The sequence below is a fragment of the Pantoea sp. AG702 genome, assembly GCF_003182295.1.
Taxonomy (GTDB): domain Bacteria; phylum Pseudomonadota; class Gammaproteobacteria; order Enterobacterales; family Enterobacteriaceae; genus Pantoea; species Pantoea ananatis.
Genome location: NZ_QGTU01000008.1, coordinates 1 through 16,186, shown reverse-complemented (window position 1 = coordinate 16,186; position 16,186 = coordinate 1). Strand labels below are relative to the sequence as shown.

Annotated in this window: 9 protein-coding genes and 1 pseudogene; 6 read left to right on the top strand and 4 right to left on the bottom strand. The window is 44.3% G+C overall.

Features of this window, described 5'->3' with window-relative positions; all coding sequences use genetic code 11:
- The 5 genes from DFO57_RS18180 (at nucleotide 1) to DFO57_RS18160 (ending at nucleotide 5,017) form a co-directional block, all read left to right on the top strand.
- Nucleotides 1-915, top strand: coding sequence for a carbohydrate ABC transporter permease (locus DFO57_RS18180; RefSeq protein WP_199226579.1), 915 nt, complete (start codon nucleotides 1-3; stop codon nucleotides 913-915).
- Entirely contained in the window at nucleotides 915-1,979 is a 1,065-nt protein-coding gene (locus tag DFO57_RS18175) for a carbohydrate ABC transporter permease (RefSeq protein WP_110015573.1), read from the top strand. Before DFO57_RS18180 ends, DFO57_RS18175 begins: the two co-directional genes overlap by 1 nt.
- 5 nt (nucleotides 1,980-1,984) lie before the next feature.
- Complete coding sequence (locus tag DFO57_RS18170) at nucleotides 1,985-3,094, top strand: ABC transporter ATP-binding protein (protein ID WP_015699810.1); 1,110 nt, start codon at nucleotides 1,985-1,987, stop codon at nucleotides 3,092-3,094.
- Between the two features lie 15 nt (nucleotides 3,095-3,109).
- On the top strand, nucleotides 3,110-3,811 hold the full coding sequence (gene ugpQ, locus DFO57_RS18165; RefSeq protein ID WP_110015572.1) for a glycerophosphodiester phosphodiesterase: 702 nt from the start codon (nucleotides 3,110-3,112) through the stop codon (nucleotides 3,809-3,811).
- Nucleotides 3,812-4,699: 888 nt separating this feature from the next.
- Entirely contained in the window at nucleotides 4,700-5,017 is a 318-nt protein-coding gene (locus DFO57_RS18160; protein ID WP_110015571.1) for a hypothetical protein, read from the top strand.
- Nucleotides 5,018-5,881: 864 nt separating this feature from the next.
- On the opposite strand, the gene DFO57_RS18155 is transcribed toward DFO57_RS18160, so the two are convergent.
- Nucleotides 5,882-11,395, bottom strand: coding sequence for a DUF3320 domain-containing protein (locus tag DFO57_RS18155; RefSeq protein ID WP_110015570.1), 5,514 nt, complete (start codon nucleotides 11,393-11,395; stop codon nucleotides 5,882-5,884).
- Nucleotides 11,396-11,725: 330 nt separating this feature from the next.
- Here DFO57_RS18155 and DFO57_RS18150 point away from each other — a divergent pair.
- A protein-coding gene (locus DFO57_RS18150) for an IS3 family transposase (RefSeq protein ID WP_110015569.1) occupies nucleotides 11,726-12,837 on the top strand; the annotation gives its coding sequence in 2 pieces (ribosomal slippage) (nucleotides 11,726-11,987 and nucleotides 11,987-12,837; 1,113 coding nt in all).
- 17 nt (nucleotides 12,838-12,854) lie between these two features.
- Here the strand turns inward: DFO57_RS18150 and DFO57_RS18145 are convergent.
- From DFO57_RS18145 to DFO57_RS18130, 3 genes and pseudogenes are all read right to left on the bottom strand, one after another.
- Nucleotides 12,855-13,031, bottom strand: a pseudogene (locus tag DFO57_RS18145) (Arm DNA-binding domain-containing protein); the annotation flags it as partial.
- 494 nt (nucleotides 13,032-13,525) lie between these two features.
- Complete coding sequence (locus DFO57_RS18140) at nucleotides 13,526-14,968, bottom strand: toll/interleukin-1 receptor domain-containing protein (RefSeq protein WP_158279694.1); 1,443 nt, start codon at nucleotides 14,966-14,968, stop codon at nucleotides 13,526-13,528.
- A gap of 464 nt (nucleotides 14,969-15,432) precedes the next feature.
- On the bottom strand, nucleotides 15,433-16,186 hold a 754-nt coding region (locus tag DFO57_RS18130; protein WP_110015566.1), incomplete at its 5' end, for a hypothetical protein.

Here is a 16,186-nt window from a genome sequence, read left to right as displayed (position 1 = left end):
ATGATGTCGCAGTTCCAGCCTCGGGCGCACCGGCCCGCCCGGCCCGTCTTCTATCTCGCGCCCGCTATCGCGCTGTTGGTCGTTTTTTTCCTGGCGCCCATCATCGTCAATACCGTTATCGCCTTTACCGATATGGGCGCGAATCTTCGGGTCGGTCAATTTACACTGCATAACTTTGAGCGGATTGTGTCGCGTGATGCGCGTATTCCTGGCGTGCTACTAACAACGCTGATTTATGTAACGGCGACGCTGTTTCTTTTCAATGTCGGGCTGGGTGCGCTGCTGGCTATCACATCAACGGCAATCCCTGACCGACTCGGGAATCTGTTTCGCGGTCTCTGGCTTTTGCCGCGCATGTCACCGGCCGTGCTCTACAGCATTCTGTGGATATGGGTGGCCGATCCCACGCCGTCCGGTTTGCTTAATCAGATAACGGGTTCCTTCGGGCTGCAGCCGATGAATCTGCGCAATGATTTCCCCTTGTTTCTGATCGTGGTGGCAAATGGCCTGGTCGGCGCATCCTTTGCCATGGTCATTCTGACGTCAGCGATTCGTTCCATCCCTTCACATCTTGCCAATGCGGCACGGATAGATGGGGCGAGCGAGTGGGGCGTGCTGCGTTATGTTGTGGCCCCCGCGCTGTCTCAGCCCATTCGATTTATTACGATCTATCAGGGGCTCTCCCTGATGACGACCTACGAATACATTCTGCTCATCACCGGGGGCGGTCCCGTTTACGACTCCACACCTTATGCGCTCTACATCTACCGTCGTGCCTTTGAAAATGGTGCTTATGCCTATGGTGCGGCCCTGGCGCTGGGGTTGATGGTGATCGGCGTCGCCGCGACCTTAATACAGTGGCGTGTCAGCAATATGCGCGCGACATTCGCCGCGCCGAAAATCGAGGTATTGTGATGTCACTCGTCCAAACCACATCGGTTGCCACATCGAAATGGGCCCGTCTTGAACGCAGAGGTACCGTCAATCGTGTCGGCTTCCTTTCTGTGGTCATTCTCTTCCTGACGCTGATTTCGGTTCCGATCCTGCTGCCTTACCTCTGGCTTCTTGCGAAATCCCTGACCACCTCTGATGCATCTATCAGTCGGCTTGTTCTTTGGCGCACCAGCGCCATTGCGGGCGTGGCTTATCTCGGCGCGATCGTGCTTGCTTTTATGGCAGAGCGCTTGCGCAGGCCGGTATTGTCCTGGAGTGCGCTCGGCATCATCGTGCTGCTCCTCGTGATGATCTTTCTGATGCCCTATCTGACGTTGCACAACTACCGGTTTCTCTGGCTGCGGGATATCGCGAATACCGGCACAACGCGTGTGGATCTGATGCCGTCGGTCTGGACGGCACTGGGCAGCTCCCTGATCTTTGCCGTCTCTCAGACGCTGATTGTGACGATCGTCGCCACGCCAGCAGCCTACGCGCTATCCCGCTTTGCCTTTGCCGGCCGGGAAAATTTTCTTCGCGGTTTGCTGCTGTTACATGCTTTCCCCGCGCTGGCACTCACCATCGCCATCTTTATCCAGCTCCACTATATGGGCCTGCTCAACCATCTCTCCGGCGTGGTGATGGTCATGAGTGCGCTGGAACTGCCCTATGCGATCTTTATTCTTAAAGGCTTTTTTGACGGCGTGCCCTGGGATATTGAGATGAGTGCGGTGACTGATGGTGCCACCCGTTTTCAGGCCTTCCGCATGGTGGTGTTGCCCCAGGTGCGCAGCGGACTGATTGCGATCGCCACCTTTACCTTTCTGCGCGGTTGGGAGGAGTACGTCTTTGTTCAGACATTACTCATCGACAAAAGCCAGATGACGATGAGCCTCTACCTCTTCTTTGTTGCACAGGACAATACCGGCGCGGATTACGGCATGATCGCCGCCGTCGGCATTATTTACCTGCTCCCCGTGCTCGTTCTCTACACCTTCACGCAGAAATACATCACCCAAATGAGTTTTGGCGGTATTAAGGGATAATTGTCATGGCCTCGATCACTCTCAACAATGTCACCAAAAACTGGGGCGAGACCCAGGTCCTGAAACCGATCAATCTTACCATTGAGAACGGCGAATTCGTCGCCATCCTCGGGCCATCTGGATGTGGTAAATCAACGACGCTGTTTCTGCTGGCGGGGCTTTATGCGCCAAGCAGTGGTGAGATCGCGTTTGACGGGCACAATGTCAATCGCATTGATGCCCGCGATCGTAATGTCGGTATCGTCTTTCAGTCTTATGCGCTTTACCCGAATTTGACGGTGCGTGAGAACATCGCGTTTCCGTTGCGCTTTAAAAAATTAGATAGAGATCAAATCGCCAGGCGCGTGGAAGAAGCGGCCAGTCTTGTACAAATCAGCGCACTACTCGATCGACGTCCGTCGCAGCTTTCAGGTGGGCAGCAGCAGCGCGTGGCGCTGGCTCGCGCCCTGGTCAAGGAACCGAATATCCTGTTACTTGACGAACCCCTTTCTAACCTTGATGCAACACTCCGTATCACCATGCGGACAGAGCTTAAGAATCTTCAGAAGCGTCTTGGCTTCACCACCTTGATCGTCACTCATGACCAGATGGAAGCCATCACCATGGCCGATCGGATTATCTGTATGAATCAGGGCGAAATCGTCCAGATCGGTACGCCAGAGGATCTTTACCGACGTCCTGACGATCTTTTTGTGGCAGGATTTATCGGCTCGCCGCCAATGAATCTGGTGAAGGGGCAAGCCCTGGGGCGCTTTCTGCAACTGGGACAAATGTCACTCGAACTGAATCACGGATACGATGGCCCCGTCTGTTTTGGTCTGCGTCCGGAGGATATCAGCCTGGTTGCCCCTGATGATGCGCCGCTGTGTGGAGAGGTGATGACCGTTGAGCCGATGGGACGCGAAGTGTTTTACACGATCGACACGCCAGCCGGCAGGCTCCATGCACTGGAATACGGTGAAGCAGTGCGTCATGCGCCCGGTTCCCGAATCGGTATCGCATGCCAATCCGCGCTGACCCTGATTTTTAATTCGTCCGGTAAACGCATCGTCGATCTTCATGCCAACCTCTCCGTATTCTGCCATCCCGGCAAACATGTCCATGCTGCCAGCTAACAGGAAATTACCCTAATGACCCGAATCGTCTCACACCGTGGCGCCAACCATTTCGCGCCAGAGAACACCTTCTTTTCCGCAGACCTGGCGCTGGAACAGGGGGCTGATTACATTGAGCTGGATGTGCGGGAAAGTGCCGATGGCGTGCTCTATGTCATCCATGATGAAACGCTGGATCGTACCACTAACGGCACCGGCCCTGTGGGTCATGCCTTATCGCGCGATATCGATGCGCTGGATGCAGGAAGCGGGTTCGACGAGCGCTTTAAAGGTGCCATGGTGCCGCGGCTTGATGCTTATCTTGAACATCTGCGCGGTCGCGCGGGCGTTTATATCGAGCTGAAATACTGCGATCCGGTTAAAGTAGCTGCATTGGTACGGGATCTCGGTATGGTCCGCGACACGTTCTTCTTTTCGTTTTCCGAGGAAATGCGCCGCGGTCTTCAGGCCGCCGCGCCGGACTTTCGTAAAATGATCACCCTTGATATCGCGATGTCGCCCTCTCTTGTGAGAACCGTCCATCATGCATCGCTCATTGAGTTGAGCGTAGAACAGATGCGTAATCGAGCCATCCTTGAAGCGAGCCGTCAGGCCGAGCTTGAAATCATGGTTTATTACGGTGGTGACGACATAGCAATTCATCAGGAAATCGCGGCGGCGGGCGTCGATTATATTAACCTTAATCGGCCGGATATTTTTAGTACCGTTCGACGTTAGTGCTGGAGATAGGCTAATCGTTAAGGCTCGATCTTGTCTGCAAAATTTACGCGGCGGTGGATGAACAGACAGGGAAGGGATGTCGGGAGATTGCCCTTCAGAGATTCGTTGAAGCGATAACTTATGTACGTATTTTATGCGATCGAGTATGCTTTTCTCGCGATGCCAGATAATAGCCTCAGGCAGGGATGCCGCCAGAACATTTTCACTATAACTTCGATGTTGACGGTGAGCCGGAAGCAGTTGTCGCTATCAAGAACATACTGTCTATCCCGAATATGAGATACGGATAGTACTGTTTTGTAACGTCCGGCAATCATGAATCGTAATTCTAATTTAAGCTAATTAGGTATTAATAAGTTTAATAAACCTTAGGTAAAAAACTGTTTTAAGGTGACGGTGCAGGAACTAGTGGTTGATTATTTGAAATTATTAGTTTTATGTGACTTTTAATTGTATGGAGGGTTTTTTATATATAAATTAAAGTAACACTCATAAAGCCAGGTTTTTTGGTACTGGTATATCACGTCTATTTCCGATGCGATAAATTCGAGAGTGCTGAACAGGTATTGAAAGATGTTTTTTAATTGCTTGTAATGCTGATAAAGTTAATTTTTAAAAAAAGATAAACGAGGTTTTTATATATTTGATTTCAGCATCAATTAGACACAACTTCACCACAAGGCAGTCAATCTAATTTGAGGGCAGATTTTAAATATACATGCTTAATGTTTTATCGTTAAATATTAATCTGATGTGTAAATGTCTATGAGACATGGCTTATACGTTCTGACTTGATGGTGAGTATTCGGCAAACGAATTTTGTGGTAAATTGGCTTGATTTAATGATATATTCCAGTTGTCTTATATCGATTCAGGAATAATTAAATGAGCAATTTTGAGCAAGAGCTTCGTGATAACGGCTTTTCAATCAAGGATATTGATAAACTCAAAAGCATCTTAAAAAAAGATGGAAAAAATAAAGACACTCTTCAGAAACTTGTTAGCGATCTTAGTAAGCGGTTTTGGGGAGGGATGATTGCTTTTTTTATTTTGGCCCTTATTGGATTCGATGGTATTATGAATGCTGAAGCTTCAAATACTATTCCATATATTGTTGTTCTGGCTTTTTCATTCGTTATTATCTACTTTGTAACTCCTATAAGGTTGGCTTGGAAATCATACCGATTCACCATGAGAAATTAGTTTAGGATTGAATTTTTTGCATTTGGAAAGTTAAAGTTTATTTAACTTACTCGAAGTGTCATTTATTCACTGTTGCAAGTAAACACTCGCTCAGACTTATGTGATAAGCTATTATACAACATGTTATGTTATGCGGTATGTGAAAATGTATGCAGGGTGATTTAAATGAACGAGTATGAGCAAAATCTTCTTAAAAATGTTTTTTCAGTGAAGGGCATCCGTAAGCTTAATGAGATTCTCACCAGAGATGAGAATAAATCAGACACGCTCCAGTCTCTTGTGTAAGCATCACAGTAAGAAATGCAACATTTCACTAATGTAGTTATAGCCATGCTATATGTGATGATGAATATTAACAGAGGATCAATTTCAATTTTTCGATTGAATCTCATTTAAGTAACCATCCTTTATTACAATATAGCTCACAGCAGTAAGAGAAGCTGAAAAATAAAGTATAAAATCGACAGGGGACTTAATGGTTTTTTTGTATTTGGGATAAGCACAACGAGTAAAAGTTATTGCAATTAAAACTGGAAGAAAAAGTAATGCTGATTTTGTTCCTAATCTAAATTTAACAGCGATTATCGTAAGAAAAAATCAAAAAAAAGCAACTATAAGAAGAGTTTTCTTTAAGTTATAAATCTTAGATTTTTTTTCATCTTCTTCACCTTGGATATAAAACACTATACGCAGCTCAAATTAAAATGGGGGTAAGTGCTTCCGTTCAGCATATATGCTTTTAAATTAACAGATCCGAGCGAGCTTAACGGGGGCTCTTTATTAAGTGAGACACGAGAATGATATTCTTGTGTCTCAGGTTTCAGCGCATTTAGCGGCCTTAGAGTGCAAGCCACAAAAATAGTATCACATGATATAGTACATTGGTTCTTTAAAAACGATTTTATTATCACTTTCCATTTTTTGAATTATGGAAGTGATGATGCCTTTTAAAGTACCACTTGTAGCCTTGAAGCCCATAGCCCTTGATACAGAATTGACTAGCTCGTCTTGGGTAGCACCGAAACTTTTATTAATAATTTCAATAATTCCTGTCTCCATTTCCTTATTAGATATGTTTTCCGACTTTCTTAATCCTGCTGATTTAACATTCGTTCTGTCTCTCAATGTTATGGAAAGATTATCGTTGTACAAAAAGTCATCTTCCATGAAAAATGAGGAATTTGAGGTTGTAATTTTTATCGCATCTTTAACAATGGCTTCAATACGGGCCCCTGCACGTTGCAGACCCCATGCGGACCTGACACGTGTAATCACTTCATTCACATGTATTGGGGCTTCCACAAGAACAATTTGCTCAACTATCTTAGCTAGCACGCCAACTGGGGTTTCATGAATCTGGAATCTTGTGTCAACGTCAGGAACCGCCTCAACATATGCCACAGCTTCATTGAAACTGCCTTCAATTGTCTCAAGACCAATCTCTGTGACAGTCTCTCTTTCAACTGTCACTATCTCGACAGGTACAGCTCTTGACCGAGATAGAGAAGTTTCAGAACGATTTTCGAGCTCTTTCTTAGCCGCCTGAATAGCAGAGAGAGTTTTCTGTAGTTGCTCTTCGGGGCGCTGGAACCAATCCGTGCTCCAAATCCTGTGAATGATCCAACCATGATCCTCAAGCACTGCCTGACGTAAGCGATCTCTTTCTCTCGAAGAACGGGAAGAGTGGTAAGTCATACCATCGCATTCAATCCCGATAAGGTAGCGGCCTGGCATATCAGGGTCGGCAATGGCTAAATCAATAAAGAAACCTGCAATACCAACTTGAGGGTGAACCTGAAAGCCTTCTTTTTGCAGAGCATTTGCAACCTGTTCTTCGAAAAGACTGTCCATTGAACGGCCACTCTGCTCTGCTACTGACAAGCGACCTGTTCTTGCATATTGCAGGAAAAGTTTAAAAGCGAATACACCTCTGCCTTTAGCTCTTTCAAGATCGATATCATCGTCATCAATAGAGGCATAGACTTCGCAACGCCTTTTGGCGCGACTGATTAGAACGTTCAAACGTCTCTCACCGCCCTCAGCTCCAAGGGGACCAAATCTCATTGCCATATAGTTTTGTGGATTTCGGGCATATCCAACAGAAATGATAATGACGTCGCGTTCGTCACCCTGAATGTTTTCAAGGTTTTTAACAAAAAACGGTTCGCTTGGGTGCGCATAGAAAAAATCCTCGAACTCAGGGTTCAGCCTGCGAAGCACTTCAAGCTCGTCCTGAATACGCTTTCTCTGGGTAACAGAAAAGGTAGCCACACCTAAAGATAAATGAGGGTGGCTTCTTGCATGTTCGAGAATTGCTGTTGCTACGCGTTTTGCTTCATTTGCATTGCTTCCAGATTCGAATACGCCATCTTCAACTTTATGGAAACGCAGGCCCATACCTGCTTCTTGTGTATAGGGGCTGGGAACTATAAAAAGCTTGTTTTCATAAAACTGACTATTCGACACAGCAATCAATGACTGGTGACGACTTCTGTAATGCCAGCGAAGCATTTTTTGAGGCAACCCTCTGGCAACAAAAAGTCCCAGTATGCTCTCAATGTCTGCCACTTGTGCTGACTCGTCATCATCCTGCTCATCTGCGGAACCTGTCATTTTGGCGAAGAAAGAGGTTGGAGGTAACTGACGTTCGTCTCCGACAACAACTATCTGCTTACTTCGTGCAATAGCTCCTAATGCATCTACAGGTTGAATCTGACTGGCTTCATCCATTACCAGTAAATCAAACGACTGCTTACCTGGCACTAAAAACTGGGCAACTGACAGAGGACTCATCATCATAACTGGCTTTAATGCCTGAATAGCTGCTCCAGCTTTTGTCATGAGCTGTCGAATCGCCATATGACCGCGTTTGCGTGCCATCTCACCCCGCAGTACACCTATAGGGCCTACGCCAACTTTAGAGGGAATTGCTCTGTGGTGAGCTCTTACGACTTCAAAACTCGAAGCTTTAATTCTTCGCAGATCCATCTCAGCGAAGCTTGCTACTCTTCTTGAATGCAAATCACCATCAAAACGAGCCAGTTCTGGCTCATCTTCGACCATTAAAGACAGAATTGAGTCGAAATAAGTTCTGTCAAAAGTACCTAGTAAACGTTCGGAGGAAAGAACTCCACTACTCAAATCGGAGATTAATGGATAAATACCAAATGTTTTCGCCAGCTCTACACGGTTTTGCCAGGCAACCCATTTTGAAAGTTGTTCAGAATTATCTATCCAAAGAGTAATCTTGTCATAGACTAGATTAAATGGTATTTCATGAACATTTTCATTTTTGAAAATTGATCCATAGGAAGATTTAAGAGAAGTAATCACTGATGTGAGTTTCGCAAATTGCGCTTGGATAGACTCACTCAAACTTCTTGATTTATGAACTAAACCCTGTCTGTCATCTATTTTAGACGCTAAGATTCTTAAGTCGTCATTTGATTCAATCCAGGAATGAGATTGAAGTAACAGATCCCAGTCACTGTTTTCTTTCAACCATAATGGATACATGGTTGACTGAGCTAAATTATCGAAAGTATAAATGATATTCATTTTTTGCTGGGCGCTTGATAACAAACTCAACAATTCAATACGATCAGAAACAGAGGATTCATTTTTGACGAAAACATCTTTATACGCGGAGTCCATAGTGCTTAGCACATCAGACTTTACAAGGAGTGATTCCAGTGGAATGCTTTTAACGGAATAATAGTTATCAAAATACTCTTCTGGTGTGGCTCCCAATGAATCCCAAAGAATACGGCTTTCATCTAAAACTTCATGGGTGAGTTTTTTAAGCTGACTCACTTGATATGCTAAGGCGTCTTTATTGGAGAGGCGACTTGCAATTATTCGAGCTTCAGAGTTGATACCACGTAAGGTACGCATCCATTCTACAAGTGATTTCAGCAATTCACTATCGCTATTCTCACCTCGCCAGTCTGAACCAAATGCAGACTGTCCGAACTCATTCAAATCAATGATGGATTTTCTTAATTTCTGTGCTTTTATCAACAGATCGAGGTACTCAACCTGCTGAGGGATCGTCAAACCTTTATCATTTATCAATGAAAGGGTAAGCTTTTTCGACTTTCGCCATTCGCTATTAAGGAATTTAAAAGCGCCAGTGTTGTTTTCAAGGCTGTTTCGTGTGCTTTCTACATCTGTTTCCCACGCCTTTTCAACAAAGATGAGATTGATTTTTTCTTTATAAATACTAAGTTGTTTAATATCTGCAACCAGACTTGCCGCTTTTTCAATACCACCTTCCCAGACAGTGGCAATGAATGCTTCTGGACTCACATTTGGAGCTTGAGTAATACTTTCACCCAACTCAATAAGACTTTCAATCTCACTTAAAGTCGAGAATCCGATTTTAGAACCCAACTCCTGCTGTAATCTTGAAGACTCTTTTAAGATTTTAGGTGTAAGTGTCTTCAGTTTATTGGCAGTAGTAAAAGCATTAATATTAATATCTACAGGTAATTTACGATAGTCTTCTGTAAGGCTGGCGACCTCGGTGTTGAATTTATCTGCATGTAATTCTTTTTCAAGCTTGCTGTAGAGCTCTTTAAATGAGAATCCAGTTTCAATTAACGTTTTTGTCTCATATTTAGAAGTGGCCCACAATGGCGAACTTAACGATTCAGGTGATAAATTAGGCGCTGAGTTAATTAATTCAGCTATTTGAATGAATTCCTGTAATTCTTTTAATGAGCTTATATGATAGGCTTCATTTGTTAGTTTAGAAAGATTGATAGACTCTTCAATAGAATCTGAAAGTTCAGACTTCAGGTTCGTTAATGAAGCAGTGAGTCTTTCAACTTCACTAGGAAGTATCTCAGTTCTATCGATACCATTCCATGGGTGCGAATCAGGAATGCCAATATCACTTATCCTCTCAATTAATTCATCAATAAGTGCATGTCTTTTGGCGAAATCGTCGTTACTCCATGATTCATACCCGCTAAGCTTATAATCATTAGGATCAAAACCTGATTGTCTGAGACGTACCAGTTGCGCCATAACCTTATATGGCGTTAATCCAGATGGCATGTACGTTTTATGAATTCTTGCGGGGTGATTGTTGAGAATATCTCGGCTTTCTGTGAGATTATTGACTAATGTATCTGGAAATTCTCCTCGAGGTGAACCGAGTTCCCAGACTCGCTTCAGTTCTTCAAGGAATGCTCTTTTGTTGGTTTTATTGCTATGTAGCTCTAAACAAGCATCTCCAACACCCGCCTGATCAAGTCTGCGCTTAACTACTTCAAGGGCCGCCATTTTTTCAGCTACAAACAATACTTTTTTACCGTCTGCTATAGCTGAAGCTATGATGTTTGCGATTGTCTGAGATTTACCAGTTCCTGGAGGACCCTGAATAACCAAGCTTTTACCATTACGTACTTCGTGAATGGCAAGAGTTTGTGAGCTATCACTGTCCAAAATATGAAGCATTTCTCGGGGGGGAATGACTGAGTCAATTACAATGTCGTCAGAGATTAACTCTCCACCAGAAAAGCCTGTTTCTAAAAGACACTTTATTGATTCCTGATCTGTGATTTTTGAATCCGAAGGCCAGTTATCAGGATCTAAATCCATATACATCATAAATTTAGCGTAGGAAAATAGACCTAGATTGACTTCATTTTCTAATACTTCCCAGCTTTCTTTAAATGATACAGCTTGTTTTATCTCTGCGAAGTAATTCGTTAAAGAAAAATCGTCATCGATACTCAGGGGAGGTAGGGTGATTTGGTGAACACGGCTGAGGAATGTCTCAAGCGACAGGTTGCTAATGATGTCCTCATCCCTGACTTTAATTTTAAAGCGTTCTCCTGCTTTAGCTCGCATTAATTCAACTGGCAACAATACAAGAGGTGCATGCCGTATGTTTGCTTTGTTATTAGGATCTATCCATTTAAGCGCTCCTAGCGATAGAAACAGGATGTTTACGCCTTGCTCTTCCTCAAGGGTCTTTGAGTCATAATATAAATCTAATAATTTTTTTTGTAATGTTTTTGGCGTGAGCTTTGTCTGAAGTTTTGTATCATTATGGTTGGTTTCAGAGTCATCTAAGAAAATAATATCTTCGGAATCTGAGTCTGTCTCACTATTCTCATTGTTTTCATCTGCCTTTTTATCTTCTCGACCATGAAGAAAAGTGAACGGCTTGCCTTCTTCAAAAAGCATCTTGTACAGAATGTCAGACCTTTCATTAACTACTTCTAAAAATTTTGTAGTTTTTGATTTTGGTATGTTGAGTAAACGATTTCTTGCTGTCAGATCAAGTAACTCTGCTCGCGACTTTTCAAGTTTCTGGCTGAGTGACAGATTGGAGTTTTTGTAAAGCGAGCCTTCAATTTCGTCCATTACGCATAACCTTGAATTGAGAATTTATCGTTTAATCAGTGAGTTATGCTAATAGCTTTAAATCACTGCAATTTTTCTGTACATATTAGAATGTTTCAGTGGAAAAATTAAGAATTTTCTAATTAATTGTAGTCTCTTCCTTTAAATTAATTTTAAAACAACTAGTTAAGAATTTTCCTGTCATCTGGATTGGTTGTTTTTGAAATTATACATAAGCTTGGCTTATATTTGACTTTGGAGAGTAAAAACTGTGTAAGTATCCCGGTAAACCGAACCATTCACTTTTAGATATCTTCCGACATACTGATTATGTCCTGTGAGGAGATCACCATGCGTAAAGCCCGATTCACCGAACACCAGATCATTGCCGTTCTGAAGTCCGTCGAAGCCGGACGTGCCGTTAAAGATGTCTGCCGTGAAGCCGGTATCTCTGAAGCCAGCTATTACAACTGGAAAGCGAAGTTTGGCGGTATGGAAGCCTCTGATATAAAAAAGATGAAAGACCTGGAGGATGAAAACCGTCGCCTCAAACAGATGTTTGCTGATCTCAGCCTTGAATGCCGGGCACTTAAAGAAGTCATCGAAAAAAAGCTTTAAAACCAGCGATAAAGCGTGAGCTCGTCGGTTACCTGACTGCGCAATTTACCATGAGCATTCGCCAGGCCTGCAGGACGTTATCGCTGAGCAGGACGGTCTGTTGTTACCAGCCCGATACCCGGCGTGATGAACCGGTGATCCAGGTGCTCACTGAGCTGGCAGAGCGCTACCCGCGATACGGCTTCAAAAAGCTGTTCCAGCTGCTGCGCAGGCAGGGTAACACCCGGAACCATAAACGCGTTCACCGGATTCACTGCCTGCTGAAACTGAATTTTCGTCGCAAGGGAAAACAGCGTTTACCCGCACGTAACCCGGCGCGACTGGCTACGCCGGAAGCGCTTAACCAGAGCTGGTCCATCGATTTTATGCATGATGCGCTGGTCTGCGGCAGACGCTTCCGGACCTTTAATGTGGTTGATGACTTTAACCGTGAGGCCCTCGCCATAGAAATTGATCTGAATATCCCGGCACAGCGGGTGGTCAGGGTGCTGGACAGAATCGTGGCAAACCGGGGTTATCCACTGAAACTGCGGATGGACAACGGACCAGAACTGGTCTCACTGACGCTGGCACAGTGGGCTGAAGAGCATAGAGTGATGCTGGAATTTATCAAGCCGGGAAAACCAACGCAGAACGCCTTTATCGAACGGTTTAACCGGACGTACCGAACAGAAATCCTGGATTTTTACCTGTTCAGAACGCTGAATGAAGCTCGGGAAATCACAAGTCGCTGGCTGATGGAATACAACAGCGAGCGGCCTCATGAATCCCTGAATAACCTGACGCCGGAGGAGTACCGGCTGATGGCCGAAAAACCGGAAACCTCAAAAAGTGCGTGGAACTAAAACGGGTGTGCTTACAAAACCTCAGGATATACACCCAGTGCGAGAATTTTCTGTTTGCCAGCGAAGCGATACTGGAAACGCCAGTATTTGGAACCACTTGTGGTGATCAAAAGATGCATACCATTACCGTCTGTCAATTTGACAGGTTTATCAGAAGGCTTTGTATTTCTTACTGTTAACTCAGTTAGCGCCATACTAAAAACCCTCTTCTGATGGTATCTGCATTATCGAACTTAAAATACCAACATATGTACCAACAAAACAGCGTGGATTTTGAAATATGACAGTGTACGTTAACGGGCTACAAACGGAAGGTAAGTGTTTGAAGTTGAAGAGTTGACTAGACTTTAAAATACTTAGGTGGGCTAACATATGGTGTCCCCTGCAGGAATCGAAAAAGGCCCTATGTGACTGTTTTTAATTATTATTTTTTTATGAGGTTCTTTCGATACCATCAGTGATACCATCAGTGATACCATCAGTGATACCATTAGTTCATAAATATTATTGGTTAAGAAAGAGCATTGAGAGCAATTTATATTTTGAACTTCATGATGGATTAATAATCAAGAGATTCGAGCTGAAAAACTATTAAATATCCGCGCTGACTATATTCTCTAACTACCAGGCGCGAGAATGATCAGTAAGAATGTATGTTTCATAAAGCCGCTCTTAAGAGCGGCTTTTATTATTGAATAGAATCAAGATAGTCACTGTTCATCATGCTTGAAAAACCTGAGCCAATCATACTAGACCTATAGTTGGATGAGTATAGCCTGTCGGCACCAGCATTAATTTTATCTTTAATATCTTGTGTAGATTTCCCTCCAACAAGGAATGCTAGTTTTTGAAAATATGAATGTTGAGTGGCTCGTATAAATAACTCTGGTTTATAGTTAAAACCTGCATAATGAAGGGTGTTAGGATACCAATATATACCTTCGTTACAGAATGCATAAAAAAGAATTAAGAGGTCGGCTTGCATTAGGTCATTGAAATTAAAATCATTTCTATCAGCGTTTCTTTTTATCAGTTCTGCTACTGGAGAGTAGTATCTGGAGCTCTCTTCAAATCCTGCTTGCAAGGTTTCTGATTCGGTTAAAAAAGCACTTATTGAAACAAGTCTGCGCTCTGGTGCCAGATTGTTATCAATTGAAAGAAATCTTGCAGATAATACATCACGAATTAACTGGAATTTCTCCAATTTAATGAAGGTGGCTATGGTATATAGAAACATTTCAAATGCGAATATTTTTTGCGCATCATACCAATTTGAAGACCAGGAGTTGACGCCGCTTGGGACATAGGTTAGTGCGAGTATTCTCTCAAAGAACTTTAATAACTCTGAAGAAAGCACTTGGTGCTCTGTAAACTCTGATTCGAGGGCGAGCCATTCACATATATAATCTCTGACTGGTTTCATTGCAGCAATATCGCTAATAATTTTTTTACCTAACGAAATTGTGTCATTATTTTCAGGTTGAATACGAATTCTCATACCATCAAGGTAGAGTACTACTGAATCAATAAAATCACGGCGATAATAATTAATTCCAGATCTACCTTGCATGAGAGCCTGCTTTAGACTATTGAATTTAGCATGGGGCTCACTTACAGGCTCATATTGACCGCTCTCTAAGTAACTAGGGCTCTTTCCTAACTTTGGTTTGATATCTGCTGGTTTTCCATGGAGAAGTCTAACCAGTCTTTCCCAATTATGATTTTCTTTCTCAGGGGTTGACAAATCAATCCATATTAATGAACTCATGAAAATCGGTAGGCAAGGCTCAGATTGTTCATCGTATTCACAAACAATAGGAATAAATTTCGACTGATCGACTTTTGTATATACTTGCTGCGAAATGATTTGCGACTCAGTTCCCACCCCATTTTTTTTATGGTCTGCTTTTTCAGAATATGCCTTGTCACACATTACAAGTACGTTTGTAATGCTGGTATCAATAACCATTTTTTCCATAAAGGCATTTTTGTCATTGCCTTCCTGTAAATCGTAAATGTCAATTACAACATCTACTCCGTCACTTAAAAGCCTGTCTGCAATTGACTTAACCCTTTCCTTATGCGCTGGGGTGCTCCAACTATACGATATGAAAACTTTGGGCTGGGTCATCCATTTCTCCATTTATGATTGAATAGTCCACAATATTGTATCACTCGCTGTTATCTTAAGTGAGAGTGATATCACTTTATTATGATCTTGCCATGTTTTCTTAGCTTGGCTCTTACTTGTTGGAGGTGAGTTGTCGTTGGCACCGAGATACGGATTAACTTTACCTCGTCAATAGTTTCAAAGGCCGCATTTCTGAGTAACTAACGATAACGTCAACAAATTCGGTCATATCTAAAATAGTTAGTATGGCACCCATTTGACATCACCGCGCGCGCTCGTAGCCCCGCCACGCCTGCGCACTTCATGTAGCGGTTTTCATGCACCTGCATGAGTGGCTTCGCGCCGCGCCGCTGCTGGCCTTTGCTGCCATGTCTGGATGCCTGAGACTCATGCGTTTTCATGCAGCATAGACATGCACTCACGCAGCAGACGTAAAAAAGCCCGGCAGGTGCCGGGCTGAGGGGTTATTTCTGGCCGGGGAACCGTTTACGCTTACGCCGGTCCTGCCAGGCTCCCCGGAAGGGGTGCGTGCCTGCAAGGCTGATGACGTCATCACGGAACATCAGCGGCAGCTTTGTGTTCGTCCAGCGCAGCATCAGTTCCATAATATATCCACGGTACAGCGTGTCTGCATCGTTTGCCCCTTCAAGCACACCCGGCGCATGGGGTGAGCCATCGCGTTCAAACTGGCTGTACTTCATTCTCAGCAGGCTGCTCAGCTCAATGGCGTGGAAGATAAAGAATTCATCAATGAGCGCATCAATGCGCTCGTCCATGATGCGCTCATGGCAGGTGATGTAAGCGTGAGCCTTTTGCCCGGTCACGTCGGCCAGCCCCGGCAGCTGCTTTTCCCTCTGGGTAATCAGTCCGGCCAGCTCGGTCGCCGTTTCCTGCTGCTCCAGATATTCTGCACGCAGCGCCTTCATCTCAGGCGTGACGGTGCCGCCGTTCTGCTCCAGCAGCTCACGAAAGCGCGCCCGGTTGTCCTGGCCTGCCTGCTCCGTCTGCGCCTGGCTCTGGCGCAGCGCCTCAACGCTCTCCCTGGCGGCGGCTTCGGCCTTTTTGGCCTCCAGCCATTCCATCATTTTTTTCTGGAGTTCCTGAATGCGCGGCAGCCAGCCAGCCGGAAGGCTTTTCGCCAGCGCGGCGCTCTGTTCTGCTAACTCATCTTCGGGTAGCTTCATGAGCCAGCCCGCATCCTTAAGCGGCTTCTGACTC

Coding starts and splice junctions, on each gene's coding strand:
- ugpQ (WP_110015572.1), top strand. CDS start 3,110: ATGACCCGAATCGTCTCACACCGTGGCGCCAACCATTTCGCGCCAGAG.
- DFO57_RS18175 (WP_110015573.1), top strand. CDS start 915: ATGTCACTCGTCCAAACCACATCGGTTGCCACATCGAAATGGGCCCGT.
- DFO57_RS18140 (WP_158279694.1), bottom strand. CDS start 14,968: ATGACCCAGCCCAAAGTTTTCATATCGTATAGTTGGAGCACCCCAGCG.
- DFO57_RS18155 (WP_110015570.1), bottom strand. CDS start 11,395: ATGGACGAAATTGAAGGCTCGCTTTACAAAAACTCCAATCTGTCACTC.
- DFO57_RS18170 (WP_015699810.1), top strand. CDS start 1,985: ATGGCCTCGATCACTCTCAACAATGTCACCAAAAACTGGGGCGAGACC.
- DFO57_RS18160 (WP_110015571.1), top strand. CDS start 4,700: ATGAGCAATTTTGAGCAAGAGCTTCGTGATAACGGCTTTTCAATCAAG.
- DFO57_RS18180 (WP_199226579.1), top strand. CDS start 1: ATGATGTCGCAGTTCCAGCCTCGGGCGCACCGGCCCGCCCGGCCCGTC.